At 64.2% G+C, this 24,334-nt stretch carries 23 protein-coding genes and 1 pseudogene; 16 read left to right on the plus strand and 8 right to left on the minus strand.

Features of this window, described 5'->3' with window-relative positions; genetic code table 11:
* Window positions 1–11 precede the first annotated feature (11 nt).
* On the plus strand, window positions 12–473 hold the full coding sequence (locus tag BVH03_RS23235) for a CopD family protein (protein ID WP_075963387.1): 462 nt from the start codon (window positions 12–14) through the stop codon (window positions 471–473).
* A 30-nt stretch (window positions 474–503) separates the two neighbouring features.
* On the opposite strand, the gene BVH03_RS23240 is transcribed toward BVH03_RS23235, so the two are convergent.
* The 3 genes and pseudogenes from BVH03_RS23240 to BVH03_RS27050 form a co-directional block, all read right to left on the minus strand.
* Window positions 504–1,268, minus strand: a complete 765-nt coding sequence (locus BVH03_RS23240) for a collagen-like triple helix repeat-containing protein (protein WP_075963388.1) — start codon at window positions 1,266–1,268, stop codon at window positions 504–506.
* Window positions 1,256–1,567, minus strand: a complete 312-nt coding sequence (locus tag BVH03_RS23245) for a DUF1145 domain-containing protein (protein ID WP_075963389.1) — start codon at window positions 1,565–1,567, stop codon at window positions 1,256–1,258. The genes BVH03_RS23240 and BVH03_RS23245 overlap by 13 nt, the downstream gene beginning before the upstream one ends.
* Before the next feature lie 154 nt (window positions 1,568–1,721).
* Window positions 1,722–2,078, minus strand: a pseudogene (locus tag BVH03_RS27050) (OmpA family protein); the annotation flags it as partial.
* A gap of 442 nt (window positions 2,079–2,520) precedes the next feature.
* Here BVH03_RS27050 and BVH03_RS23255 point away from each other — a divergent pair.
* Window positions 2,521–3,018 carry a DUF6231 family protein gene (locus tag BVH03_RS23255; protein WP_075963391.1) on the plus strand — a complete coding sequence of 166 codons (498 nt, stop codon included), beginning with the start codon at window positions 2,521–2,523 and terminating at the stop codon, window positions 3,016–3,018.
* 2 nt (window positions 3,019–3,020) lie between these two features.
* Complete coding sequence (locus BVH03_RS23260; protein WP_075963392.1) at window positions 3,021–3,503, plus strand: YchJ family protein; 483 nt, start codon at window positions 3,021–3,023, stop codon at window positions 3,501–3,503.
* A gap of 9 nt (window positions 3,504–3,512) precedes the next feature.
* On the opposite strand, the gene BVH03_RS23265 is transcribed toward BVH03_RS23260, so the two are convergent.
* Entirely contained in the window at window positions 3,513–4,055 is a 543-nt protein-coding gene (locus BVH03_RS23265; RefSeq protein ID WP_075963393.1) for a hypothetical protein, read from the minus strand.
* Between the two features lie 208 nt (window positions 4,056–4,263).
* On the opposite strand from BVH03_RS23265, the gene BVH03_RS23270 reads away from it, so the two are divergent.
* The 11 genes from BVH03_RS23270 to BVH03_RS23320 all read left to right on the plus strand — a co-directional run bounded on the left by BVH03_RS23270 (window position 4,264) and on the right by BVH03_RS23320 (window position 18,255).
* Window positions 4,264–4,761: an LEA type 2 family protein gene (locus BVH03_RS23270; RefSeq protein WP_075963394.1), complete on the plus strand. Its 498-nt coding sequence runs from the start codon at window positions 4,264–4,266 to the stop codon at window positions 4,759–4,761.
* Window positions 4,762–4,766: 5 nt separating this feature from the next.
* Window positions 4,767–4,970 carry an SEC-C metal-binding domain-containing protein gene (locus BVH03_RS23275; protein ID WP_075963395.1) on the plus strand — a complete coding sequence of 68 codons (204 nt, stop codon included), beginning with the start codon at window positions 4,767–4,769 and terminating at the stop codon, window positions 4,968–4,970.
* Window positions 4,960–5,412, plus strand: coding sequence for a DUF2489 domain-containing protein (locus BVH03_RS23280; protein ID WP_075963396.1), 453 nt, complete (start codon window positions 4,960–4,962; stop codon window positions 5,410–5,412). Before BVH03_RS23275 ends, BVH03_RS23280 begins: the two co-directional genes overlap by 11 nt.
* 174 nt (window positions 5,413–5,586) lie before the next feature.
* Window positions 5,587–8,058 carry a penicillin acylase family protein gene (locus BVH03_RS23285; RefSeq protein WP_256574803.1) on the plus strand — a complete coding sequence of 824 codons (2,472 nt, stop codon included), beginning with the start codon at window positions 5,587–5,589 and terminating at the stop codon, window positions 8,056–8,058.
* Between the two features lie 311 nt (window positions 8,059–8,369).
* A complete protein-coding gene (locus BVH03_RS23290; RefSeq protein ID WP_075963398.1) occupies window positions 8,370–9,620 on the plus strand; it encodes an NAD(P)/FAD-dependent oxidoreductase in 1,251 nt (416 codons plus the stop codon).
* Entirely contained in the window at window positions 9,620–12,361 is a 2,742-nt protein-coding gene (locus BVH03_RS23295; protein WP_075963399.1) for a nitrate reductase, read from the plus strand. The genes BVH03_RS23290 and BVH03_RS23295 overlap by 1 nt, the downstream gene beginning before the upstream one ends.
* A gap of 38 nt (window positions 12,362–12,399) precedes the next feature.
* Window positions 12,400–13,146 (plus strand): uroporphyrinogen-III C-methyltransferase, encoded by a 747-nt coding sequence (gene cobA, locus BVH03_RS23300; protein WP_075963400.1) that lies wholly within the window; start codon window positions 12,400–12,402, stop codon window positions 13,144–13,146.
* A gap of 150 nt (window positions 13,147–13,296) precedes the next feature.
* The gene (locus BVH03_RS23305; RefSeq protein WP_075963401.1) at window positions 13,297–14,604 is read left to right on the plus strand and encodes a nitrate regulatory protein; all 1,308 of its coding nucleotides are present in this window, start codon (window positions 13,297–13,299) and stop codon (window positions 14,602–14,604) included.
* Window positions 14,605–15,211: 607 nt separating this feature from the next.
* Entirely contained in the window at window positions 15,212–16,534 is a 1,323-nt protein-coding gene (locus tag BVH03_RS23310; RefSeq protein ID WP_075963402.1) for a CmpA/NrtA family ABC transporter substrate-binding protein, read from the plus strand.
* Between the two features lie 13 nt (window positions 16,535–16,547).
* The gene (ntrB, locus tag BVH03_RS23315) at window positions 16,548–17,393 is read left to right on the plus strand and encodes a nitrate ABC transporter permease (RefSeq protein WP_075963403.1); all 846 of its coding nucleotides are present in this window, start codon (window positions 16,548–16,550) and stop codon (window positions 17,391–17,393) included.
* Between the two features lie 10 nt (window positions 17,394–17,403).
* Entirely contained in the window at window positions 17,404–18,255 is an 852-nt protein-coding gene (locus BVH03_RS23320; protein ID WP_075963404.1) for an ABC transporter ATP-binding protein, read from the plus strand.
* Window positions 18,256–18,482: 227 nt separating this feature from the next.
* Here the strand turns inward: BVH03_RS23320 and BVH03_RS23325 are convergent, their stop codons facing one another.
* Together BVH03_RS23325 and dcd are read right to left on the minus strand one after the other, a co-directional pair.
* Window positions 18,483–18,710 carry a hypothetical protein gene (locus tag BVH03_RS23325; protein WP_075963405.1) on the minus strand — a complete coding sequence of 76 codons (228 nt, stop codon included), beginning with the start codon at window positions 18,708–18,710 and terminating at the stop codon, window positions 18,483–18,485.
* 274 nt (window positions 18,711–18,984) lie between these two features.
* Window positions 18,985–19,551 carry a dCTP deaminase gene (gene dcd / locus BVH03_RS23330; RefSeq protein WP_075963406.1) on the minus strand — a complete coding sequence of 189 codons (567 nt, stop codon included), beginning with the start codon at window positions 19,549–19,551 and terminating at the stop codon, window positions 18,985–18,987.
* Between the two features lie 326 nt (window positions 19,552–19,877).
* On the opposite strand from dcd, the gene BVH03_RS23335 reads away from it, so the two are divergent.
* The gene (locus tag BVH03_RS23335) at window positions 19,878–20,087 is read left to right on the plus strand and encodes a cold-shock protein (protein ID WP_003245585.1); all 210 of its coding nucleotides are present in this window, start codon (window positions 19,878–19,880) and stop codon (window positions 20,085–20,087) included.
* Window positions 20,088–20,254: 167 nt separating this feature from the next.
* On the opposite strand, the gene apbC is transcribed toward BVH03_RS23335, so the two are convergent.
* Both apbC and BVH03_RS23345 read right to left on the minus strand, forming a co-directional pair.
* Window positions 20,255–21,349, minus strand: a complete 1,095-nt coding sequence (gene apbC / locus BVH03_RS23340; protein WP_075963407.1) for an iron-sulfur cluster carrier protein ApbC — start codon at window positions 21,347–21,349, stop codon at window positions 20,255–20,257.
* 94 nt (window positions 21,350–21,443) lie between these two features.
* Window positions 21,444–22,136, minus strand: coding sequence for an OmpA family protein (locus tag BVH03_RS23345; RefSeq protein WP_075963408.1), 693 nt, complete (start codon window positions 22,134–22,136; stop codon window positions 21,444–21,446).
* Window positions 22,137–22,288: 152 nt separating this feature from the next.
* Here BVH03_RS23345 and metG point away from each other — a divergent pair, with 152 nt between their 5' ends.
* The gene (gene metG / locus BVH03_RS23350; RefSeq protein WP_075963409.1) at window positions 22,289–24,322 is read left to right on the plus strand and encodes a methionine--tRNA ligase; all 2,034 of its coding nucleotides are present in this window, start codon (window positions 22,289–22,291) and stop codon (window positions 24,320–24,322) included.
* Window positions 24,323–24,334 lie beyond the last annotated feature (12 nt).

Here is a 24,334-nt window from a genome sequence, read left to right on the forward strand (position 1 = left end):
GGAGTGCGTGAATGCCCCCCTACTCTCTCGTCTACACCCTGCACCTGCTCGCGGCGCTGATCTGGGTCGGCGGCATGTTCTTCGCGTGGATGGTGCTGCGCCCGGCGACCGGCACGCTGCAAGCCCCCGAGCGCCTGACGCTGTGGCTGGAGGTATTTCGCCGCTTCTTCGTGTGGGTGTGGATTGCCGTCGTGCTCCTGCCGGTCAGCGGCATCGGCCTGCTGCACATGGGCTTCAGCGGTTTCGATGGAGCGCCGCGCTATGTGCACGTGATGATGGGCCTTTACCTGGCGATGCTGGCGCTGTTCCTGCGTATCCAGGCCTTGCAACTGCCGAGCATGCGCCGCGCCGTCGACGCCCAGGACTGGCCCGCGGCAGGCGCGGTAATGGGACGAATCCGGCGTCTGGTGGCCTTCAATCTGCTGCTTGGCGTGGCCGTGGTGGCGCTTGCCGCAGCGCGTCCGAGCCTCTAATGAAAAAGGGCCTGTGAAGGCCCTTTTCGCTCAGAAGCGCACCACATCCAGCTGCCCGGCATGGCCCGCCGCGCCGGGTTGCCCTGCGCGGCCAGGGCGGCCATCCAGGCCGGCGCTGGTGCTGTAGATCCAGCAGCCCTTGCTCGCCCCACCGCTACCAGCATTGCCGGCTAAACCCGCCGCACCGCCCGCGCCACCCTCGAGGCGTGCTTGCAGATGCTCGACCGGGAAATCGCTGGGCACTTCCAGGCGGATCTGCCCACCCGCTGCACCAGGATGGCCGTCGGTGCCGTCCTGGCCGTCATGGCCAGCGCTGGCCTTGCCCCAGGCACATCCGCCGGCCTTGCCGTTGGCGCCGTCCAGGCCGGCATAACCCGCCGCCCCACGACCGCCACGGGCATCGAGCAGCCATGGCTCGGTGGTCACCGACTGCATGCGAATCACCAACGTACGCCCGGCAATCGCAGGCTGCCGTGCGGTGCCTGGCGCGCCCGGAGCGCTGATCTGCGCCCCGGAGGCAATCCGCCCGGTGCCGATATCCAGCAGCAAACGCTCGCTCGACGGCGCGATGGCGATCTGCGCATCGTGGCCCAGCTGCAGCTCACCAATATGCAGTTCACTGATACCGGCAGGAATCAGCAGCGTGCCGCTGTCGGCGACCGCCACGCGGTCGAGCTGCAGCACGCTGCCGTGGGCCGAAAGGCGTGTGAAATTATGGGAGTCGACGTTGATAACGGCCGCCGCCATGGTCAGCAGAGGGCAGCACAAGGCTACCAGCAGAATCAGCTTGCGCATGGGGCAGTCTCCTCGGCATTCAGCGGAGCAGCTACCGCCACGCGCTCGGCCGCGGGCAGCGACCACAGATGAAACATGCCAAAGGCCATCACCTTGGCACGCTCGATTGTCACGCGGGGCTGCACCCGAAGCAGCGAATTGAACAGCACCAGTTCGACCAGGTGCAGGCCCAGCACGGCAAGACCGGCGAGCGTCAGCAACTGCGCGAACGGTTGGGCATACGGGAAGATGAGGTTGGCTAGCACGACGCACCAGAACAGTGTCGCCAACAGCTTGCCCAGTCCTGCGATAACTTTCATAGCCCGCCCCACCCCACATTATGAATGTGCGGCACATTACTGCGTTTACGGGTTGGGAAACAGAGGGTCTAGACAGAAAACGATGTCCATTGCGTGACACCGTGTTCCTGACCGGCACGCGCCGGTCAGGATACTCACGAAGGGCGAATCAGGCTTATGGCCGTGCTTCGACTTCCGCTTCCACGCGACGGTTGATCGCACGGCCTTCTTCGGTGGCGTTATCAGCAACCGGACGGCTTTCACCATAGCCGACTGCGTTCACGCGGGTACCACCCACACCATACTGGTTGACCAGCACTTCACGCACGGCGTTTGCACGGCGCTCGGACAGTTTCTGGTTATAGGCATCGGTACCGACGGAGTCGGTATGGCCTTCAACCACGGTGGAGGTCTGCGGATATTGCTTCATGAAGTCAGCCAGGCTCTGGATATCGCCCATGCTTTCCGGCTTGACCTGCGACTTGTCAAAGTCGAACTTGACGTCCAACTCCACACGTACGGCTTCGGCAACCGGCTCTGGAACGACGGTTTCCTCGACCACGACGGTTTCTTCCACCACTGCCACTTGCTGATCGTCAGCGCCGTGGACCCAGCAATAGGCAGCGGCGAAGCCGGCACCAATTACCGCACCGCCACCGGCCCAGGCCGAGCTTTCGATGGCACCCAGAGCAGCACCGCTGACACCACCAACGGCAGCGCAGGTCGGCCAGTCGGATTTCTGGACGCCAGCGCAGCCCGTCAGAAAGGTGGACGCAATGATCAGGGGTACCGCTTTCCTTGTAATACTCATATGCAAGTCTCCTAATAGGAATCGGCGCGAAAACCGACACTCTGGATTAAAGACGCCCGCTTTTAAATCTGCCAGACATCACTCCGACATTACTGCAGGTCGAACAGTTCTAGTTGAATGTGAACATGCGCGGTAGTCTTTCGTGATCGTTTCGAGGTTTCTGATGACTCAGATCACATCCCCCCGCACGCCCCAACAATCGCTGGCCGCTCTACTGCAACGTTATGCGCCGTCCCGACTGCTTATGGTGAGCGCCAGCGAACAGCCGGCGGTGAACGCCTATCAACAGGCACACCCGCATAGCCAGATTGCTCACGCCGCCCCCGGGAGCCTCGACGGCGACCTGGCGGCCCAGCGTTTCGACCTCGCCGTGGTGGTCGATTGCCTGGAGCACTTGCAACGCAAGGACGGCCTGCAACTGCTCGGCGGCATCCGCAACCTCAACGCCAGCCGCATGGCGGTGCTGGTCGACCTGCCCGCCTGTGGCTGGAAGGACACCGATTTCTTCGCCCTCGCGCTGCAAGTCAGTGAACGCTTCGCGCGTGACGAACAGGTGCTCAGCCTGTTCACCTACGATTTGCTGGAATACAAGCAGGCGCCCGATTGGCTGAACGCCAAGTTCTGGGCCAACCCGGAGAATTTTGGCAAGTACTGGTGGTGAGCATGAAACCTGACGCGATTCCAAGCGGCTGCCCGTGCGGTAGCGGCGGCGCGCTCGCCGACTGTTGCGGGCGCTATCACGACGGCGCAGCTGCACCCTGCGCCCAGAGCCTGATGCGTTCGCGCTACAGTGCCTACGTGCTGGGCAATGTCGATTATCTGCTGGCGACGTCGCTGCCGGCGCAACAAGCGAAGCTGGATGTGGACGGCATTCGCGCCTGGAGCCTGCAGAGCACCTGGCTGGGCCTGGAGGTCGAGCACTCGGAATTGCTTGGCGGCCAACCCGAACATGCTCGCGTGACCTTCGTGGCCCGCTGGCACGACGCCGAGGGCGAACACAGCCATCGCGAGCGCTCGACCTTCGTGCAGAACAGTGGGCGCTGGTACTTCATCGACCCGACCGTAGGCTTACAGGCCGGCCGCAACGACCCGTGCCCGTGCGCCAGCGGCCAGAAATTCAAGAAATGCTGCGCGAGCTACCTGTAAACGTACACCTCAAAGCAACTTGAGGTGCGAGGTATCCGGCGCCGGCGCTGTCGGCGCGGGCTTGGCCTGGCCCATATCGCTGCCTACCGGCGCCAAGCTGAACGCAGACAGATCCAGATCGGGCGCCGCCACTGGCGCCTTGCCGTCCTGTAGATCCGCGCCCAATACGGCGACACCGAAATCCGGCGCATCCACGTTGACGAACGCGGCCATGTACTCGTCCCGCGGTGCGACCACCAGTCGCCCGGTGGATTGCGCCGAGGCCTGGTTGACCTGTGCGGCCAACGGTGGCGGCGCCAGCTCGATTTCCTCGACGACCTGAGCGTCGGCGTCGACCACCTCGACCCGAGCCCCAGCGCGCTCCAGCGTACTGCGGTACTTCTCGGCACCGGCTTCATCCAGATTGTTCTTGATCACCACACGGCGCCCGGAAAACAGCTGGGCGATTCGCTGCGCATCGGCCTGGAACAGTTTGGCCAGGTTGGCCTGGACCACTTGCAACTGAGCGCCGGGCACCAGCTCACCGGAAAATGCGATCTCGTATCGCGCCATCATCCCTTCCTTCTCGTCGACTCACCGCGTCATTTCGGCCGCGGCAATAAAACCTAAATGCATGCGGGCCAGTATGACGCAGCTTTTTGCGCATGCACGAACGTCAGTCGGCATTTTCCCCCGCGAGCCACATTGCGCAACGAAATGACAACAGGCCTAGGGTAGCCAAGCTGACTCTTGTACACTGGGGACTCGAACGGAGTATGAAATGTTTTATCAGGCGCAAACGATAAGAATTCTTAGCCTAATGGTATTCCTGGGTATGGGCGCGGCGCTCAGCGGCTGCTCGACCTGGTTCTCGGACAGTTTCGAAGACCCGGACGTACGCCTGGTGGACGTCAACGTGGTCAAGGCCAAGCTGCTCGAGCAGCGCTTCATCCTGCGCTTTCGCATCGATAACCCCAACGACGTCAGCTTGCCGGTACGCGGCCTCGAATACGTGGTGCACCTGAACGACGTGCTGCTCGCCGACGGCGAGTCGGAAGTCTGGTTCACCGTGCCGGCCAAGGGGCACCTGGAGTTCGACGTTCCCGTGCGCACTAACCTGTGGCGCCATGTACGCCAGGTGGTCAAGCTGCTGGAAGAGCCCGAGCAGCCTATTCGCTACCGCCTGCGGGGTGAAGTGAAAACCGGATTATTCTTCGGCCGCCGCGTGCACATGGCGCGCAATGGCGAGATAATTCCCGGCGATTATCTCCCGGAGTGACCCGCATGACCCAGCAACCCCACGTCCATGGCCCAGACTGCAACCACGATCACGACCATGATCATCACCACGATCACGGTCATGTGCACGGCCCGCACTGCAACCATGCGCCTCAGGAGCCGGTACGCAATACCCTGAAGGACGTTGGCCGCAACGACCCCTGCCCATGCGGCAGCGACAAGAAATTCAAGAAGTGCCATGGGGCTTGATCAGTTCCTGATCCTGCTCGCGGTACTGATCGTCGGCGCGCTCGTCTTCTACGCGGCTTACCTCTGGCGCCAGGTCTGGGCCAGGCAGCATCAGCAGGCGCGAGTGCGCCTCGCGCAACGCCAGCGCTTGCATGACGATCTGCGGGTGCTGGCAAGCTCCCTGCTCGACGGCCAACTGCCGCTGATCGAAGGCGCCATCCGCATCAAGGTGCTGCTCGACAATTATGACAGCGCGTTGAGCCTCATGCCCCAGGCCCAAGTGTTCCAGCGTCTGTACGACGCCACCGCCCATGTACCGACCCATGCCGACTGGCAGGCCCTGAGCCGAGTTGAACGCCGCCAGCACGAGGCGCGTTTCGCCGAGCTGAGCGAGGCCCATCGGAAGCAGGCTCACCAGGGCGCACGCTGGTTGCTCGACGAGGGGCTGGCCGCCCGGCCATAACCCCACGTCGCATCGCCTCTCGCGCCACTTGCCAGGCGTGATGGGGCTCTCTACCTTTACCGCCGTTCGCGCCCAGGCGCCGCCCACCAGCCTTTTTCTTCAGGAGTCCGCCGCATGCTGCCGCGCGCTTTCCGTCCTCTCGCCACCCTGAGCCTCGCCGGCCTCGTCACCGGTATGGTCGCGCTGAGCGGTTGCCAATCTCTGCTCGACAGCCGTTATCGCAGCAGCGTGGCGCCGGATCAGGGCTCCTTTCGCGTCCAGGGTCTGGCGCAGACCGCCTCGGTGCGCCGTAACCCGCTCGGTATGCCGCTGATCGAGACCCACACCTTCCACGACGCCCTGTTCACTCTGGGCTACGTGCATGCCAGCGATCGTCTCAGCCAGATGGTCAGCCTGCGCCTGATGGCCGAGGGCCGCCTGGCCGAGATGGCCGGCCCCGGCGTGCTGGAGATGGACCGTTTCATGCGCGCGGTGAACCTGAAAAAGAGCGCCGAGGTGCTCTACAAGAATGCCTCGCCACGCATGAAGGCGTTCTTCGAGGTCTACGCCCGCGGCGTCAACGCCTACCTGTTCCGCTATCGCGACAAGCTGCCGATGGACCTGGCCGAAGCCGGCTATCGCCCGCCGTACTGGAAGCCGGAAGACTCGGTACTGGTGTTCTGCCTGCTCAACTTCGGTCTGTCGGTGAACCTGCAGGAAGAAATCGCCGCCCTGAGCCTGACCCAGAAGGTCGGCGCCGACAAACTCGCCTGGCTGCTGCCCACCTATCCGGACGAGCCGCTGCCGGTCGAGGAGGCCGACAAGCTCAAGGGCCTGAACCTGGGCAGCAACATCCCCGGCCTGCAGGCAGTGAAGAGCGCCGCCGCCCAGGTGTCCGAACAGCACATGCTCGGCGTGGCCGCCTCGAACAACTGGGCTATCGGCCCGTCGCGCAGCCGCAGCGGCAAGAGCCTGCTGGCCAACGACATGCACCTGCCGATCGAGCTGCCCTCGGTATGGAGTTTCGTGCAGATTCGGGCCCCGAAATTCCAGGCCTCCGGGGTCACGGTCGCAGGCATTCCTGCGGTGGTTGCCGGCTTCAACGGCAAGCTCGCGTGGGGCATGACCATGGTCATGGGCGATAATCAGGACCTGTTCCTCGAGCAGGTCAAGCGCGAGGGCAATCGCCTGCTGTACCTCGCCGACGGCAAGTGGCAGCCGGCCGTGCAGCGCCAGGAAACCTTCTTCATCAAGGGCCAGAAACCGATCCGCGAGACCGTCTACGAAACCCGTCACGGCCCGCTGCTCAATAGCGTGCTGGGCGAGCGCAAGCACCCCATGCAACCACTGCAGATCCAGAGCGGCTACGGCCTGGCGCTACAGACCGCGCAGTTCGAAAACGACGCCAGCCTGGACGCCTTCTTCGACCTGTCCCGCGCCCAGTCGGTCGAGCAGGCCTTCGAGGCAACCCGGGAAATCCGCGCCATGCCGCTGAACCTGGTGTTCGCCGATGCCGAGCATATCGGCTGGCAGGTCACCGGACGCTTCCCCAATCGCCGTGAAGGCCTGGGCCTGGTGCCGTCACCCGGCTGGAACAGCCGTTACGAGTGGGACGGTTTTGCCGACCCCATGCTCCACCCCTATGACCAGGACCCGCAGCAGGGCTGGCTGGGCAGTGCCAACCAGCGCAGCGCACCGCGTGGCTACGGCATGCAGTTGTCCAACTCGTGGTATGCGCCGGAACGCTACGAGCGCATCGCGCAGCTGGCCGGCAGCGGCCGCCACGACACGCAAAGCATGATCGCCATGCAGTACGACCAGACCTCGCCCTTTGTGGCCAAACTGCAGAGCATGTTCGAAGCACAGAACATGGCCGCGCCGCTGCGCCAGGCCATCGACCGCCTGCCCGAAGCACAACGCGGCAAGGCTCGCGAGGCCCTGAGCCGGCTGATGGCCTTCGACGGCAAGCTCGCGGCCACTTCCGCGGACGCCGCCGTATACGGCGCCTTCCTGCACCAGAGCGCCCGGGAGATATTCCTCGATGAACTGGGTCCGGACACTTCGCCGGCCTGGAAGGCTCTGGTCGATACCGCCAACCTGTCCTATTCGGCGCAGGCCGATCATCTGCTCGGCCGTGACGACAGCCCGTTCTGGAACGACGTGCGCACCGCCCAGCAGGAGGACAAGCCGACGATCCTGGCGCGCAGCCTGGCGGCCAGCATCGAGCTGCTCGAACAGCGTCTGGGCGCCGATCACAATGCCTGGCAGTGGGGCAAGCTGCACACCCATGAATGGCGCAGCGCCAGCACGCAGATGGCGCCTTACCTGAGCGCCGGGCAGCGCGCCAGCATCGCCTCGCTCAAGGGTTATCTGGATCGCGGCCCATACCCTGCCGGTGGTGACCACAGCACCCTGAACGTTTCGGCCTACAACTGGGGCCAGGATTTCGATACCTGGCTGATCCCGAGCATGCGCATGATCGTCGACTTCGGCCGCGAGGAGCCGATGATCGGCCTCAACAGCTCCGGACAGTCGGGCAACCCGGCCAGCCCGCACTATGCCGACGGCATCGACGCCTGGCGGCGCGCGCAGTACGTCAGCTTCCCGGTGCTGCAACAGAACCTGGAGAAGACCTACGGGCGCAAACGCCTGTTGCTGACGCCTTGAGGCACCAGGCTGGTGCCTTGCGCACCAGCTCGGGGCAGTGAAACTGCAACGCAAGCGACAAACTGGCGTAGGCCTGCGCCAGTACCGGCGCCCGGTAGCGCTTGTCGGGCGCGAGCGTCGCCTGCCGAACGCGCATCTTTGAAGCTGATTGGCACACTCCCTGCTGATGTACCCGCAGACATCGAGCCTGTCGGCATACGGCAGGCCCCCGAAACGAATCGGGACCGGACAAAGGCGTCCTTGCACTCACGGTGCAGGATGCCTTTTTTTCGGCCCCACGTTGGCCCGGGTCAGCTCAACGGAGGTTGCGGATGAAACGCTTGAAACTGGTGATGATCGGCAACGGCATGGCCGGCGTGCGCACGCTCGAAGAGCTGCTGAAGATTGCCCCCGACCTCTACGACATCACCGTGTTCGGCGCCGAACCGCACCCCAACTACAACCGCATCCTGCTTTCGCCGGTACTGGCCGGTGAGCAGACCTTCGACGACATCGTGCTCAACGACCTTGCCTGGTATGCCGACCACGGCATCGAACTGCGCCTGGGCCGCAAGGTGGTGGAGATCGACCGCATCCGCCGCCAGGTGATTGCCGATGACGGCAGCCGCGCCGCGTACGACCGCCTGCTGATCACCACCGGCTCGCGACCGTTCATGCTGCCGATTCCCGGCAACACGCTGGACGGTGTAATCGGCTACCGCGACATCGCCGACACCCGCCTCATGCTCGACAGCGCCACCCAACACCGCCGCGCGGTGGTGATCGGCGGCGGCCTGCTGGGCCTGGAAGCGGCCCACGGCCTCAAGCTACGTGGCATGGACGTCAGCGTGGTGCATAACGGCGCGACCCTACTGGAGCGCCAGCTCGACGAGCGCGCCGGGCGTCTGCTACAGGCTGCACTGGAGCGCCGCGGCCTGCACTTCGCCCTTGGCAAGCAAACCAGCGAACTCATCGGCAATGCTGCCGGCCGGGTCAGCGCCGTGCGCTTCAGCGATGGCGAGAGCCTGCCGGCCGACCTGGTGGTGATGGCCGCCGGCATTCGCCCCAATATCGAACTGGCCCAGCGCGCCGGCCTGCCCTGCGCCCGTGGCATCCTGGTCGACGACACGCTGCAGAGCTTCGACCCACGCATCTACGCGGTGGGCGAATGCGTCAGCCACCGCGGCGTCGCCTACGGCCTGGTGGCGCCGTTGTTCGAGCAGGCCCGCGTGTGCGCCAGCCACCTGGCCATGCAGGGCTATCGTCGCTACCTCGGTTCGCAGACCGCCACCAAGCTCAAGGTCACCGGCATCGAGGTGTTTTCCGCCGGGGATTTTGCCGGCGGCCCAGGCACGCAGCGCATCATCCTGGACGACCCGACCACCGGCAGCTACCGCAAGCTGGTGCTGAAGAACGATGTGCTGGTCGGTGCCTGCCTGTACGGCGATACCGCTGATGGCGCCTGGTATCTGCAGCTGATCCGCGAAGGCCGCAACGTGGCCGCCATCCGCGACCTGCTGATGTTCGGCGACGAGGCTGTGGCCATGCCTGCCGAACCGCTGCTTCTGCAGGGAGCAGCCTGATGAACGATCGCTCCACACAGACCACCGCCTCGACCTGCTGCTACTGCGGCGTTGGCTGCGGCGTGCTGATCGAGCACGATGACGAACGCATTCTCGGTGTCAGTGGCGATCCGGCTCATCCGGCCAACTTCGGCAAACTGTGCAGCAAGGGCGCTTCGCTGCACCTGACCGGCGACATCGCCGCCCGCGCCTTGTACCCCGAGCTACGCCTGGGCAAGAACCTGGGCCGTACCCGCACGGCTTGGGACAGCGCCCTGGATCACGCTGCCGATGTGTTCGCCGCCACCATCCGCGAGCACGGCCCGGACAGCGTCGCCTTCTACATTTCCGGGCAGCTGCTGACCGAGGACTACTACGCCTTCAACAAGCTGGCACGCGCCCTGGTCGCTACCAACAACATCGACAGCAATTCGCGCCTGTGCATGTCCTCGGCCGTGGTCGGCTACAAGCGCAGCCTGGGCGCCGACGCGCCGCCCTGCTCCTACGAAGACATCGAAGAAGCCGACACCCTGCTGATCATCGGCAGCAACATGGCCTATGCCCACCCGATCCTGTTTCGTCGCCTGGAAGCCGCCAAGGCCGGCAACCCGCAGATGAAGGTCATCGTCGTCGATCCGCGGCGTACCGATACCTGCGAACTGGCCGACCTGCACGTGGCCATCGCACCCGGTAGCGATGTGGCGCTGCTGCACGGCGTATTGCACCTCTTGTTGGAACAGGGGCGGATCGACCACGTCTTCATCGAAGCGCATACCGAAGGCTTCGACGCGCTGCAAAGCCTGGTTGCCGAATACGAGCCCGCGCGCGTGGCCGAGCTGTGCGCGATCAGCGAGATGGAACTGCGCCGCTGCGCCGACTGGATCGGCCGCTCGCCACGCCTCCTGTCGTTGTGGTGCATGGGCGTCAACCAGTCCACCGCCGGCACCGCGAAGAACGCCGCGATCATCAACCTGCACCTGGCCACCGGGCAGATCGGCAAGATCGGCAGCGGCCCCTTCTCGCTGACCGGCCAACCCAATGCCATGGGCGGGCGGGAGACCGGCAGCCTGTCCAACCTGCTGCCCGGTCACCGCGAGGTCGCCAACCCCGAGCACCGCGCCGAGGTAGCAGCCTACTGGGGCGTCGACCAGTTGCCGGAGACGCCGGGGCTCAGCGCCGTGGAGCTGTTCGAGGCCGTCGGCAGCGGCAGGATCAAGGCGCTGTGGATCGCCTGCACCAACCCGGCTCAGTCGATGCCCGATCAGCACAAGATTCATCAGGCTCTACGCGATTGCCCGTTCGTGGTGGTGCAGGAGGCGTTCTTTACCACCGAAACCTGTCGCTTCGCCGACCTGCTGTTGCCCGCTGCGAGCTGGGGCGAGAAGGAAGGCACAGTGACCAACTCCGAGCGTCGCGTCAGCCGTGTGCGCCGCGCGGTGCCGGCGCCTGGCGAAGCGCGGGCGGATTGGTCGATCACCTGCGACTTCGCCCGGCGCCTGGAAGCCAGACTGCCTGGCGTAGCGTCCGGCCACTTCGCCTTCCACACTGCCGAGCAACTGTTCGAGGAGTACAAGGTGCTCACCCGCCAGCGTGACCTGGACCTCAGCGGGCTCGGTTATGGCCTGCTGGAAGCCCACGGCCCACAGCAGTGGCCGTTTCCGGAAGGCGCCGAGCACGGCACGCCGCGCCTCTACGGCGATGGCCGCTTTCCGAGCGCCAGCGGCCGTGCGCGCTTTGTCGCCGAGGCTTATCAACCGCCCAGGGAACCACGCGATGAGCGCTATCCACTGACGCTCAATACCGGTCGGCTGCGCGATCAATGGCACGGCATGAGCCGCACCGGCACTGCACCACGACTGTTCGCCCATGTCGAGGAACCGCTATTGGGCCTGCACCCCCAGGACATGGCGCAGCGGCAGCTGCAGGACGGCGCACTGGTCGAGGTACACAGCCGCCGTGCTGCGCTGGTCGTGCGTGTGCAGACCGATGCCAGCCTGCGACCAGGCCAGGCATTCCTGCCCATGCATTGGGGCGACCGTTTTCTCAAGGGCCTGGGCATCAACGCCCTGACCCTGCCGGCGTTCGATGCGCTGTCCAAGCAACCCGAGCTGAAGCACGCCGGCATCGAGGTGCAGGCCATCGACCTGCCCTGGACCTTGCAGGCGCTGATCGAAGGTGACGTGCAGCAGCGCCTGGAGGCCTTGCGCCCGCTGTGTGACCGCTTTGCCTATGCCAGCCTCGGCCTGGTCGGCCGCGAGACGCCGGCCCTGGTGCTGCGCGCCGCCCACTATCACGCCCCCGCGGCGCAATTGCGCGATCAGTTGCACGAGTGCCTGGGCCTGAGCGATGGCCCGGTGATGCGCTACGACGACCCGCGCGAGGAACGGGGCTGCATCCCCATTCACAAACGGGTGCGCATCGAGGAAGGCCGCCTGACCGGCTATTGCCTGAGCGGCGAAACCCGAGCGCGCAACTGGCTGCGTGAGCTCTGGCAGAACCAGACCTCGCTGGACGATGACACCGGTCGCGTCCTACGGCGCTGGCTGCTGGCACCGCTGGAGTCGCCGCCCGGGCGGACCGCGACACGCGCCGGCAAAACCCTGTGCACCTGCATGAACGTCAGCGAGGCAGCCATCCGCGAAGGCATCGAACGCGGCTGCGACCTCCCCGCACTGAAACAGACTCTTGGCTGTGGGACGCAGTGCGGCTCCTGCGTCCCGGAAATCAAGCGCCTGCTGGCGCTGCAAACTATCGAAGCCTGACAGAGATCAGGCCGACCCGAACCATGAGGATTACCGTGATGAACCCAAGTGTATGGCTGATCGGCGCCGGCCCCGGCGACCCGGAATTGCTCACCCTCAAGGCGGTGCGCGCCCTCGGTCTGGCCGACGTGGTGCTGATCGACGACTTGGTCAACCCGCAGGTCCTGGAGCACTGCCCCGCCGCCCGGGTGATTCGCGTCGGCAAGCGCGGCGGCTGTCGCTCGACGCCTCAGGCCTTCATCCACCGCCTGATGCTGCGCTATGCCCGCCAAGGCAAAGTGGTGGCGCGCCTCAAGGGCGGCGACCCGTGCATCTTCGGCCGCGGCAGCGAAGAGGCCGATTGGCTGACCGCCCGCGGCGTGCAGTGCGAGATCGTCAACGGCATCACCGCCGGTCTCGCCGCCGCGACGCGCTGTGGCATCTCCCTGACCCTGCGCGGCGTGGCCCGCGGGGTGACCTTGGTCACCGCCCATACCCAGGACGGCAGCTCGCCCAACTGGCAGGCGCTGGCCCACAGTGGCACGACGCTCGTGGTCTACATGGGCATCGCCACCCTGGCCGACACCCGCCAGCACCTGCTGGATGCCGGCATGGCCGCGCACACCGCCGTGGCGATGATCGAGAACGCCTCCCTACCCGACCAGCGCGAATGCCGCAGCACCTTGCTGGCAATGGCCGACGATGCCCGGGCCTTCGAGCTGAAAAGCCCGGCCATCCTGGTGATCGGCGATGTGGTCGGCGCTGCCCTCCTGGCCGCCGAACAGCTGCAGGTGCACAGCGCCTGACATCGGTGGGGCGACGGCACGCCTGCATCCTCGAGGCGGCCCAGAGCACGTCGTGGCGCATCACTGCCTGCCCGTTCGGCTGCAGCGCCGCGAAACTGGACTGCTATTTGCACCGTTGTGGTTCAACACTGCGACCGACAAGACGTTCCCATGCCTGATCACAAGATGCCCCCCACTCTGCGTTTCATGCTGGCGGCCCGCCGCTGCGAGCTGCACGGCCTGGAAAGCCTGTCCGTCACCTGCGAGCTGGTCACCCGGATCAGCCAACTGGTGCACCAGTTGCAGAAAGAGCGCGGCTACTCGAACGTCTACCTGGGCAACCAAACGGATCACTACCTGCACCAACTTGATGCGCACAGTGCAGGGGCTGCCGCCTTAGAGCGCGAAGTGCACGACTGCTTTCTGTCCATGGACACCGCCCAGGCCAATGCCGCCGACCGCGCCCGCCTGTTCAATCGCATCGCCTATGTGCTGCATGGTCTCGAGGAATTGCCGGGGCTGCGCCGGCGCATCCGCGAACGGCAGCTGTCTTCACGGCAGGCGACTCAGGCCTTCACTCGCCTGATTGGCGGGCTGCTGGCGGTGGTCTTCGAGGCGGCAGACACCGCTGCCGACCCTGGCATCACCCGCGTGCTGGTGGCGCTGTTCAACTTCATGCAGGGCAAGGAACTCGCCGGTCAGGAACGCGCGGTCGGCGTCGAAGGGTTTTCCCGCGGGCATTTCGACGATGAATTGCAGGCGCGCCTGCTACACCTGCAGGAAGGCCAGGAGCGCTGCTTCGACATCTTTGGCGAATTCGCCGATACCGAAGCCAATGCCCTGTGGCAGCAGATTCTTGGCACCGACACGGTTGCCCAGGTGGTCAGCCTGCGCGGGATCGCCAAGCGCACTTCGGCCATCGCCCAGGTGGACTCAGGGTTGTGCGAGCTGTGGTTCGAACTCAATACCAGGCGCATCGACGCCATGAAACAGGTGGAAAGCCACCTGACTCAGTGCCTGCTCGAACGCTGCCGGCGCAGCATCGCCGAAGCCCATGCCGACCTGGACAACCATCGCGCCCTGCTCGGTCGCGTGGCGCAGATGGATGCCGGCAGCGACCAGGCGCTGCTGTTCAGCGTGTACAGCAGCACCCTCGATGCCCCACCCCAGGACGCCGTGGGCAATCACCTGGCCCGCTCGATACTGGATCTCCTGCACGAGCAGAATCAGCGCCTGCAGCAGGTCAGCGATGAACTGCAGGAAACCCGCGAAACCCTCAACGAGCGCAAGCTGATCGAACGCGCCAAGAAGCTATTGATGACCGACTACGGCTTGAGCGAAGACGCAGCCTACGCGCGCCTGCGCCAATCGGCCATGGAGCGCAGCATGCGCCTGGTCGACGTGGCGCAGCACCTGCTCAGCTTCGCAGCACGCAAGGCCCAGGAAACCCCGCGAGCGGACAAGGGCAGGCGCGGTTGAGCCAGCGGCGGCTATCTGCTGAGCATCGCTCGCCAGCCCCGCGTGGAATCCGTTCACACTGTTCGGCGTAATGCCGTGGGCAATGTCTGCAATGTGGCGGGAGCGGTCATCAGCACAGCATCTGTGGGAGCGGGCCATGCCCGCGAAAAATCATGGGCATGGACTGGGCGTGCCCGCCCGTTCCAACAGGTGAAGCAACGATGTTCGCCTCTGCCTTATCGCCGCCGATCCATCTGACTACAGGCGCCCAAGCACGCCCCTGCCATGCACCTGCGCCGCGCACTGAAGAGGCACCGCGCCCCGCTGCTGTGCGATCACAACGCTCGTTGCCATGCTGCACGACTGTGCGTGACGTAACCAAAGCGCTCCGAAAAGCCTTCCCGTTCAATCAGTTAACACGTGGTGCGCGCCGCTGTGCAGCCATTCCCCGGCAGTCGATTCAGGCAAAACTGTGGCTGGCATGCAACCTGCTATATCCCTGACAAGGAGGCAGGCTCTGCTCCTCCACAATCCGAATTCCTGGACAACGGCGTCCACACTCGATGCAGCCCCAGCGCTGCCATGAGCGTGACGCCGTTTTTTTATGCGTGCTTTTGGGGAGAACGAGATGGATGACACGCCACGCGCCGCCGACGAAAAAACCGGTCTGCCACGCCGCACCTTCCTCAAGCAGTCCATGGGGCTGCTCGGCGGTGGCGCCTTGATGAGCATGCTGCCAGCGGGCCTGAGCAGCGCGGTCTGGGCGGCGGGGACCGATGGCCTGGAAACCACCAAGACCAAGCTCGGCTTTATCGCGCTGACCGATGCCGCGCCGCTGTTCGTCGCCGAGGAGCTTGGGCTGTTCGCCAAGCACGGCATGACCGACGTCGAAGTGCTCAAGCAATCCTCCTGGGGTACCACCCGCGACAACCTGGTGCTCGGTGCCGGCAGAGGCGGCATCGATGGTGCTCACATCCTCACGCCAATGCCCTACCTGATGGCGGCGGGCAAGATCACCACCAACAACACGCCGCTGCCGATGGTCCTGCTGGCGCGCCTGAACCTCAACGGCCAGGGCATCTCGATCAGTAAGGAGTATCAGGACCTCAAGCTCGGTACCGACGCCAGCGCCTTCAAACAGGCGGTCGCCGCCAAGCAGGCCAAGGGCCGAAAAATCGCTGCGGCCATGACCTTCCCCGGCGGCACCCACGACCTGTGGCTGCGCTACTGGATGGCTGCCGGCGGCATCGAGCCGAACAAGGACCTGCCGACCGTGGTCATCCCGCCACCACAGATGGTCGCCAACATGAAGGTCGGCAGCATGGATGCCTTCTGCGTCGGCGAGCCGTGGAACGCCCAGTTGATCAACCAGAACATCGGCTACAGCGCGGTGACCACCGGCGAGCTGTGGGCCAACCACCCGGAAAAGGCCCTGTCGCTGCGCGCCGATTACGTAAACGCCAACCCCAACGCCACCCGCGCCCTGCTCAAGGCGGTAATGGAAGCGCAGATGTTCTGCGAAGCCGCAGCGAACAAGGAGAAGGTCGCGGAAATCTGCGCCAAACGCCGTTGGATCGGCGCCCCCGCCAAGGACCTGCTGGCGCGCCTGCAGGGCAACTTCGATTACGGCAACGGCCGCGTGGTGGAAAACAGCCCGCACCTGATGCGCTTCTGGAGCGAATTCGCCTCTTATCCGTTCCAGAGCCACGACCTGTGGTTCCTGACCGAGAACAAGCGCTGGGGTTACCTGCCGAAGGACTTCGACAGCCAGGCACTGATCGACCAGGTCAACCGCGAGGATATCTGGCGCCAGGCAGCGGCTGAGCTGGGCGTGCCCGCCGAGCAGATTCCCCAGGGCAAATCCCGCGGCGTCGAGACCTTCTTCGATGGCAAGACCTTCGATCCCCAAAACCCGCAAGCCTATCTCGACAGCCTGACCCTCAAGGCCTAACCGGAGAAACGCCATGAATGCGCCCGTCAAATCCCTGGCCCTGCCGGCCGGCGTCGTCGCCCCCAGTTGGCTGAAGCGCCTGTCGAAAACCCTGATGCAGTCGGTGCTGCCGCCGCTGGTGATCATCGCTGCGCTGATGCTCATCTGGCAACTCTTGTGCAGTGGCGCCAACGCTGCTCTGCCGCCGCCCAGCCAGGTCATCGAAGACACCTGGGAACTGATCGTCAATCCGTTCTACGACAACGGCGGCACCGATGTCGGCATGGCCTGGCAGTTGCTCGCCAGCCTGGAGCGTGTGGCTTACGGCTATGCCCTGGCGGTGGTGGTCGGCGTAGCCCTCGGCGTACTGGTCGGCCAGTCGACCTGGGCGATGCGCGGCCTCGATCCGCTGTTCCAGATCCTGCGTACCGTGCCGCCGCTGGCCTGGCTGCCACTGTCGCTGGCCGGCTTCAGGGACAGCCATCCTTCGGCACTGTTCGTGATCTTCATCACCGCCATCTGGCCAATCATCATCAATACCTCGGTGGGCATCCGCAATATTCCCGAGGACTACCGCAACGTCGCCAAGGTGCTGCGCTTGAACGGCGTCGAGTACTTCCAAAAGATCATGTTGCCGGCCGCCGCGCCGTACATCTTCTCCGGGCTGCGCATCGGCGTGGGCCTGTCGTGGCTGGCGATCATCGCCGCCGAGATGCTGATCGGCGGTGTGGGTATCGGCTTCTTCATCTGGGATGCGTGGAATGCCTCGCGCATCAGCGACATCATTCTCGCCCTGATCTACGTCGGCGTGGTCGGCTTCGTGCTCGACCGCCTGGTGCTGTTCGTCGGCAATCGCATCACCCGTGGCACATCGGCCTGAGGAGACAGACATGAGCAAGCACTACCTGAGCATCGAGCATGTGGAAAAGTACTTCGAGCGTGACGGCGTCACCTCCCACGTCCTGAACCAGATCAACCTCAATGTCGCGCGCGGCGAATACATCTCCATCATCGGCCACTCGGGCTGCGGCAAGTCGACGGTGCTCAACATCGTCGCCGGCCTGACCGATTCCAGCAGCGGAGCGGTGATTCTTGATGGGCGTGAGGTACGTGGTCCTGGCCCGGATCGCAGCCTGGTGTTCCAGAACCACTCGCTGCTGCCCTGGCTGACCGTGCAGGAAAACGTCGCCCTGGCCGTCGACAAGGTGTTCAAGCGCACCAAGAGCAAGGCCGAACGCCGTGACTGGACGCTGCATCATCTGGAGCTGGTAAGCATGGGTCATGCACTGCACAAGCGGCCCAACGAGATTTCCGGCGGCATGAAACAGCGCGTCGGCATCGCCCGCGCGCTGGCCATGGAGCCCAAGGTACTATTGCTCGACGAACCGTTCGGCGCGCTGGACGCCCTGACCCGCGCGCACCTGCAGGATGAGGTGATGCGCATCCAGAGCGAGCTGCACAATACGGTGATGATGATCACCCATGACGTCGACGAAGCCGTGCTGCTCTCAGACCGTATCGTGATGATGACCAACGGCCCGTCGGCAACCATCGGCGAAATCCTCAGCATCGATCTGCCGCGCCCGCGTGATCGCATCGCCCTGGCCGACGACCCACGCTACAACGCCTATCGCCATGCGGTACTGAGTTTTCTCCATGAAAAGCAGCGCAAGGTCGAACCGCTGCAACGGCGTACTACTGCGCCGCAAGAACCGGCCGACCAGCAACGCGCACGGGCGTAAGAACCTGTTCACGGTCTTTATGCGCCTGAGGCGGTGACTACAAGGCAGAGGCGGTCATCGGCGCCATATCTATGGGCGCGGGCGAGGACGCCCAGTCCATATCCGCGATCTCTCGCGCGCATGGCGCACTCCCACAGCGGATCGAGGAACATCCGCCCCCGCCATTTAGCGGCCAGAATCGGCGAACCTGGGCGAAAGATCATGAACGGTTCTGAGGGCGATGCGCGTCAATCCTTGGCGATGCCGGTAATGGTGATGCCGAAGCGTTCCTCGAGGCGCACCGCGGGGGTCTGCTCCTCGTGGGGCTGCTCCTTCGGCTCGAGGGGCTCCAGATTCCCTTGAGCCCATTCGAGCAGCCAGGTCACCGCCTGCTCCAGGCTGGGTTTCTCCTTGGCTTTCACCTTGAGGACTTCGGCAGCTTCGTCTCGGCTATAGGTGATGATCCATCGGCTCATGGCGAGTCTCCAGCAGGTGACGGCACGCAACGCATGCCCTTATGCACATGTAGACCTGCCGCCCATGAACAGTTCGCCCTATAAATCGCTGGGAACTTCACCCGCCAACGCCACTCAGAAATTACGCATCGATTGATTTCTCCGGGCGCATGAAGCGCCCATTTTTTTGCCTGCGATTTGCCGCAGCGCCCAGCATCACCCCGTTTTTCCGGGCAGAAAAACGGGCATAAAAAAAACCGGGCCAGGCCCGGTTCCTTGAACGCTGCAGCGACCATCAGGCCTTTGGCAGGGTAACGCCGGTCTGGCCCTGGTACTTGCCGCCGCGGTCCTTGTAGGACACTTCGCATGCTTCGTCCGACTGCAGAAACAGCATCTGCGCCACGCCTTCGTTGGCGTAGATCTTCGCCGGCAGGTTGGTGGTGTTGGAGAACTCGAGGGTCACGTGGCCTTCCCACTCCGGCTCAAGCGGCGTGACGTTGACGATGATGCCACAGCGCGCGTAGGTGCTCTTGCCCAGGCAGATGGTCAGTACGTCACGGGGAATGCGGAAAAACTCCACGGTGCGCGCCAGGGCGAAGGAGTTCGGCGGAATGACGCAGACGTCGCTCTTGATGTCGACGAAACTCTTGGCGTCGAAATTCTTCGGGTCGACGATGGCCGAATGGATGTTGGTGAACACCTTGAATTCATCCGCGCAGCGCACGTCGTAGCCGTAGCTGGAAACCCCGTAGGAGATTACCCGGCTGTCGTCCGCGCCGCGCACCTGGCGCTCGACGTAGGGCTCGATCATGCCGTGTTCCTGGGCCATGCGGCGAATCCACTTGTCCGATTTGATGCTCATGGCGGGGCCGTCCTGAAGGTCGTTACGGTGAAAAGTGCACGCATCTTACCGGGCTGCAGAGCTGGGTTCAAAGCCTCTCGACGGCCCGCGGCGATGCCCTTGCGCAGGCGCCGATGCAAGTAAATCGCAGAAAGACTGACAGACCATTCGCACTTCGCGAAAAAAGCGGGTATGGTGAGCCCACTGTGCTGCATGTGTCACCGCGAATCGCTACATGATGCCTAGATTTCGATCCAAACATCGTCCGACTCCTAGTACTCGTTGCACTCAGTCCCGGCCTGGTTCTATCCAGGGCTGTTAATTATTTAGTTCTTAGGAGACATCACATGTCCAATCGTCAGACTGGCACCGTTAAGTGGTTCAACGATGAAAAAGGCTACGGCTTCATCACCCCGCAATCCGGTGACGACCTGTTCGTACACTTCAAAGCTATCCAGAGCGATGGCTTCAAGAGCCTGAAAGAAGGCCAGCAAGTTTCCTTCGTGGCCACCCGTGGTCAGAAAGGCATGCAAGCTGAGGAAGTTCAGGTTATCTAACCTGCGCTTTCTGCAAAAGAACCCCGCCTAGGCGGGGTTTTTTTATGTCTGCCATTCCTGGCAGATACCCTTCGGACCGTCGCAAGCGGCGTAAAAAATTTCTCCCGGAAATTTTTTACGCCTGCATTTCATGCAGCAGGCGCGCCGTAGCGCACCTGCGATGACCCTCAGTCGTCGGCAATGACGATGTTCGGCACGCCCTGCGCGCTGCTGGCGCTGGTGGCGATGCGCGCCCCGACCATGCGGGCGATCTGCTGGTAGAGCATGGCGATCTGGCTTTCCGGGTCGGCAATGGCGGTCGGCTTGCCACCATCGGCCTGTAGGCGGATGGCCATCGACAGGGGCATCGAGGCCAGCAGATCGACGCCGAATTGCGCCGCCAGCTTCTCGCCGCCGCCCTCGCCGAACAGATGCTCGGCATGGCCGCAACTGGAGCAGATGTGCACGGCCATGTTCTCCACCACACCGAGCACGGGGATGTTCACCTTGCGGAACATCTCCACGCCCTTCCTGGCGTCGAGCAGCGCCAGATCCTGCGGCGTGGTGACGATCACCGCGCCCGCCACCGGCACCTTCTGGGCCAGGGTCAAGTGGATGTCACCGGTGCCTGGGGGCATGTCGATGATCAGGTAGTCGAGGTCATTCCAGGCCGTCTGGGTGACCAGCTGGATCAGCGCCCCGGAAACCATCGGGCCGCGCCATACCACGGGCGTATTATCGTCGGTCAGGAAGGCCATCGACATCACCTGCACGCCATGGGCTTCCAGGGGCACGAACCACTTCTGTTCGCGCACCTGCGGCCGCGTGCCTTCGGTGATACCGAACATGATGCCCTGGCTGGGGCCATAGATATCGGCATCGAGAATGCCCACCCGAGCGCCCTCACGGGCCAGCGCCAGTGCCAGGTTGGCTGCGGTGGTAGACTTGCCCACGCCACCCTTGCCGGACGCCACGGCAATCACATTCTTGACGTTGGCCAGCGCCGGCACCTGGGCCTGCGCCTTGTGGGCGGCGATCACGCAGTTCACCTCCACGCGCGCACTGCGCACGCCTTCTACGCTTTCGATGGCCAGCTGCAGCATCTGCGCCCAGCCCTGCTTGAATTGCGCCGCGGCGTAACCCAGCTCGAGCTGTACGCTGACCTGCCCATCCTGTACGCCGATGCTACGCACGCAGCCGGCGCTGAGCGGATCCTGGTCGAGATGGGGATCGGTGTACTGACGCAATACGGCTTCGACCGCAGCGCGGATATCAGCGCTCATGCTTGGCTCCGGAGATGGCAGAAAAGACGCCTATCCTACCCGAGCCGCACGCGCGATGCAGGCTGGCGACCGGCAGGCCGCCAGCCGGCCAGGGTCACTGCACGGGCTGGCCCGGCAGGGGCTTGAGGTTCACTTCAACGCGGCGGTTCTGCGCACGCCCCTCGGCGCTGGCGTTGTCGGCGATCGGCTGGTCCGGGCCGGCGCCGCGGCTGGACAGGCGCGAGCCGTCGATGCCCTGGGCGGTGAGGTAACCGGTCACGCTCTGTGCACGGCGCTGGGAAAGCGCCATGTTGTGCTGACGCGAGCCGGTACTGTCGGTGTAGCCGACGATCTCGATGCTGTTGTTCTGGAACTGCTTGAACGAAGTGGCCAGATTGTTCAGCGGTGCGTAAAAGCTCGGGGCGATATCGGCCGAGTCGGTGGCGAAAGTGATGTTGCCCGGCATGATCAGCTTGATGTCGTCGCCCTGGCGCTGCACTTCCACGCCAGTGCCTTCCATGCTGCGGCGCAGCTCGGCTTCCTGGCGATCGGCGTAGTAGCCATAGCCGGCACCTGCCGCACCGGCCAGCACGGCACCGATGGCGGCGCCCTTGCCGCGATCATCATGATTGACCGCCGCGCCTACCGCCGCACCGGCCAGGGCCGCCAGGCCGCCGTAGGTCGCGGTGCGATGACCGCCGCCGCTGGCAGCACCGCCACCAACGTTGTCGTAAGGGTTGTTCGAGGCACAACCCACCAGAAGGGCCAGTGCGGTGGCGCAGGCGAGCGGACGTAAAACTGCAGGCATGGTTCATCTCCTTGCTGGGAGCGGAAGGTCATCATTGGAACCCGCTCCACCCGCTAAATTCAAGCCGATATCCAGCAAATTTGCCCGCTGGCCGGAACGCGCCCGCTTACTTTATAGTGACTGACCACCCGCCAACCGATGACCGCCTGACAATGTCCCAAGCTCGCCAGATTCTCGTTACCAGCGCCCTTCCCTATGCCAACGGTTCGATCCACCTCGGCCATATGCTCGAGTACATCCAGACCGACATGTGGGTGCGGTTCCAGAAGCTGCGCGGTAATCAGGCCATCTACGTGTGCGCCGACGACGCCCACGGCTCGGCGATCATGCTGCGTGCGGAGAAGGAAGGCATCACCCCCGAGCAGCTTATCGATGGCGTCAAGGCCGAGCACAGCAGCGACTTCGCCGACTTTCTGGTGGACTTCGACAACTTCCACTCCACCCACTCGCCGGAAAACCGCGAGCTGTCGGAGTCGATCTACAAGGCGCTGCGCGACAATGGCCATATCGCCACGCGTTCGGTGACCCAGTATTTCGATCCGGAAAAAGGCATGTTCCTGGCCGACCGTTTCATCAAGGGCACCTGCCCGAAATGCGCAACGCCGGACCAATACGGCGACAACTGCGAGAAATGCGGCGCCACCTACGAGCCCACCGAACTGAAGGATCCGCGCTCGGCGATCTCCGGCGCGGTACCGGTACTCAAGGACTCCAAGCACTTTTTCTTCAAGCTGCCGCAGTTCCAGGAAATGCTTCAGCAGTGGACGCGCAGCGGCACCCTGCAGGAGTCGGTGGCCAACAAGCTCGCCGAGTGGCTGGACGGCGGCCTGCACGAATGGGACATCAGCCGTGATGCACCCTACTTCGGCTTCGAGATTCCCGACGAGCCGGGCAAGTACTTCTATGTTTGGCTGGATGCGCCGATCGGCTACATGGCGAGCTTCAAGAACCTCTGCGCACGCCGTCCGGAACTGGACTTCGACGCGTTCTGGAACAAGGACTCCAGTGCCGAGGTGTACCACTTCATCGGCAAGGACATCGTCAACTTCCACGCTCTATTCTGGCCAGCCATGCTCGAAGGCGCCGGCTACCGCAAGCCGACCGCCATCAACGTGCACGGCTACCTGACGGTCAACGGCCAGAAGATGTCCAAGTCGCGCGGCACCTTCATCAAGGCGCGTACCTACCTGGATCATCTGAACCCCGAATACCTGCGTTACTACTACGCCGCCAAGCTGGGCCGCGGCGTCGATGACCTGGACCTGAACCTCGAGGACTTCATCCAGAAGGTCAACTCCGATCTGGTCGGCAAAGTGGTCAACATCGCCAGCCGCTGCGCCGGCTTCATCCACAAGGGCAATGCTGGCGTGCTGGTCGCTGCCAACCCCGAGCCGGAGCTGTGGAATGCCTTCCAGAGCGCCGCGCCAGGCATCGCCGAAGCCTACGAGAGCCGTGACTTCGCCCGCGCCATGCGCGAGATCATGGCCCTGGCCGACCGCGCCAACGCCTGGATCGCCGACAAGGCGCCCTGGTCGCTGGCCAAGCAGGAAGGCAAGGCCGATGAAGTGCAGGCGATCTGCGCCCTGGGCGTCAACCTGTTCCGCCAGCTGGTGATTTTCCTCAAGCCGGTGCTGCCGAACCTGGCGCGTGATGCCGAGGCGTTCCTCAACATCGCACCGCTGACCTGGGCCGACCTCACCACGCCACTGGCCGACCACCCGCTCAACCCCTTCACTCCGCTGCTCGCGCGCATCGAGCCGGCCAAGGTCGAAGCCATGGTCGAAGCGTCCAAGGAAGACCTGGCAGCCGCCGAAGCGCCCTCGGGCAACGGCGAACTGAAGAAGGATCCACTGGCCGCTGAAATCGCCTTCGACGCTTTTGCCGCCGTCGACCTGCGCATCGCGCTGATCGAAAAATGCGAGTTCGTCGAAGGCGCCGACAAGCTGCTGCGCCTGACCCTGGATATCGGCGACGAGAAACGTAACGTGTTCAGCGGCATCAAGAGTGCCTACCCGGACCCGAGCAAGCTCGAAGGCCGCCTCACCCTGTACGTGGCCAACCTGGCCGCGCGCAAGATGAAGTTCGGCGTCTCCGAAGGCATGGTTTTGGCGGCCGGCCCCGGCGGCGAGGAAATCTACCTGCTCAGCCCGGACAGCGGCGCCAAGCCGGGCCAGCGGGTCAAGTAGCCCACTTGGAGC

It is taken from the genome of Pseudomonas sp. PA15(2017) (genome assembly GCF_001945395.1).
Lineage (GTDB): Bacteria > Pseudomonadota > Gammaproteobacteria > Pseudomonadales > Pseudomonadaceae > Aquipseudomonas.

Excerpts from the sequence above, each read along its gene's own strand:
- BVH03_RS23235 (WP_075963387.1), top strand. The coding sequence starts at position 12 with ATGCCCCCCTACTCTCTCGTCTACACCCTGCACCTGCTCGCGGCGCTG.
- BVH03_RS23240 (WP_075963388.1), bottom strand. The coding sequence starts at position 1,268 with ATGCGCAAGCTGATTCTGCTGGTAGCCTTGTGCTGCCCTCTGCTGACC.
- BVH03_RS23245 (WP_075963389.1), bottom strand. The coding sequence starts at position 1,567 with ATGAAAGTTATCGCAGGACTGGGCAAGCTGTTGGCGACACTGTTCTGG.
- BVH03_RS23255 (WP_075963391.1), top strand. The coding sequence starts at position 2,521 with ATGACTCAGATCACATCCCCCCGCACGCCCCAACAATCGCTGGCCGCT.
- BVH03_RS23260 (WP_075963392.1), top strand. The coding sequence starts at position 3,021 with ATGAAACCTGACGCGATTCCAAGCGGCTGCCCGTGCGGTAGCGGCGGC.
- BVH03_RS23265 (WP_075963393.1), bottom strand. The coding sequence starts at position 4,055 with ATGGCGCGATACGAGATCGCATTTTCCGGTGAGCTGGTGCCCGGCGCT.
- BVH03_RS23270 (WP_075963394.1), top strand. The coding sequence starts at position 4,264 with ATGTTTTATCAGGCGCAAACGATAAGAATTCTTAGCCTAATGGTATTC.
- BVH03_RS23275 (WP_075963395.1), top strand. The coding sequence starts at position 4,767 with ATGACCCAGCAACCCCACGTCCATGGCCCAGACTGCAACCACGATCAC.
- BVH03_RS23280 (WP_075963396.1), top strand. The coding sequence starts at position 4,960 with ATGGGGCTTGATCAGTTCCTGATCCTGCTCGCGGTACTGATCGTCGGC.
- BVH03_RS23285 (WP_256574803.1), top strand. The coding sequence starts at position 5,587 with ATGGTCGCGCTGAGCGGTTGCCAATCTCTGCTCGACAGCCGTTATCGC.
- BVH03_RS23290 (WP_075963398.1), top strand. The coding sequence starts at position 8,370 with ATGAAACGCTTGAAACTGGTGATGATCGGCAACGGCATGGCCGGCGTG.
- BVH03_RS23295 (WP_075963399.1), top strand. The coding sequence starts at position 9,620 with ATGAACGATCGCTCCACACAGACCACCGCCTCGACCTGCTGCTACTGC.
- cobA (WP_075963400.1), top strand. The coding sequence starts at position 12,400 with ATGAACCCAAGTGTATGGCTGATCGGCGCCGGCCCCGGCGACCCGGAA.
- BVH03_RS23305 (WP_075963401.1), top strand. The coding sequence starts at position 13,297 with ATGCCTGATCACAAGATGCCCCCCACTCTGCGTTTCATGCTGGCGGCC.
- BVH03_RS23310 (WP_075963402.1), top strand. The coding sequence starts at position 15,212 with ATGGATGACACGCCACGCGCCGCCGACGAAAAAACCGGTCTGCCACGC.
- ntrB (WP_075963403.1), top strand. The coding sequence starts at position 16,548 with ATGAATGCGCCCGTCAAATCCCTGGCCCTGCCGGCCGGCGTCGTCGCC.
- BVH03_RS23320 (WP_075963404.1), top strand. The coding sequence starts at position 17,404 with ATGAGCAAGCACTACCTGAGCATCGAGCATGTGGAAAAGTACTTCGAG.
- BVH03_RS23325 (WP_075963405.1), bottom strand. The coding sequence starts at position 18,710 with ATGAGCCGATGGATCATCACCTATAGCCGAGACGAAGCTGCCGAAGTC.
- dcd (WP_075963406.1), bottom strand. The coding sequence starts at position 19,551 with ATGAGCATCAAATCGGACAAGTGGATTCGCCGCATGGCCCAGGAACAC.
- BVH03_RS23335 (WP_003245585.1), top strand. The coding sequence starts at position 19,878 with ATGTCCAATCGTCAGACTGGCACCGTTAAGTGGTTCAACGATGAAAAA.
- apbC (WP_075963407.1), bottom strand. The coding sequence starts at position 21,349 with ATGAGCGCTGATATCCGCGCTGCGGTCGAAGCCGTATTGCGTCAGTAC.
- BVH03_RS23345 (WP_075963408.1), bottom strand. The coding sequence starts at position 22,136 with ATGCCTGCAGTTTTACGTCCGCTCGCCTGCGCCACCGCACTGGCCCTT.
- metG (WP_075963409.1), top strand. The coding sequence starts at position 22,289 with ATGTCCCAAGCTCGCCAGATTCTCGTTACCAGCGCCCTTCCCTATGCC.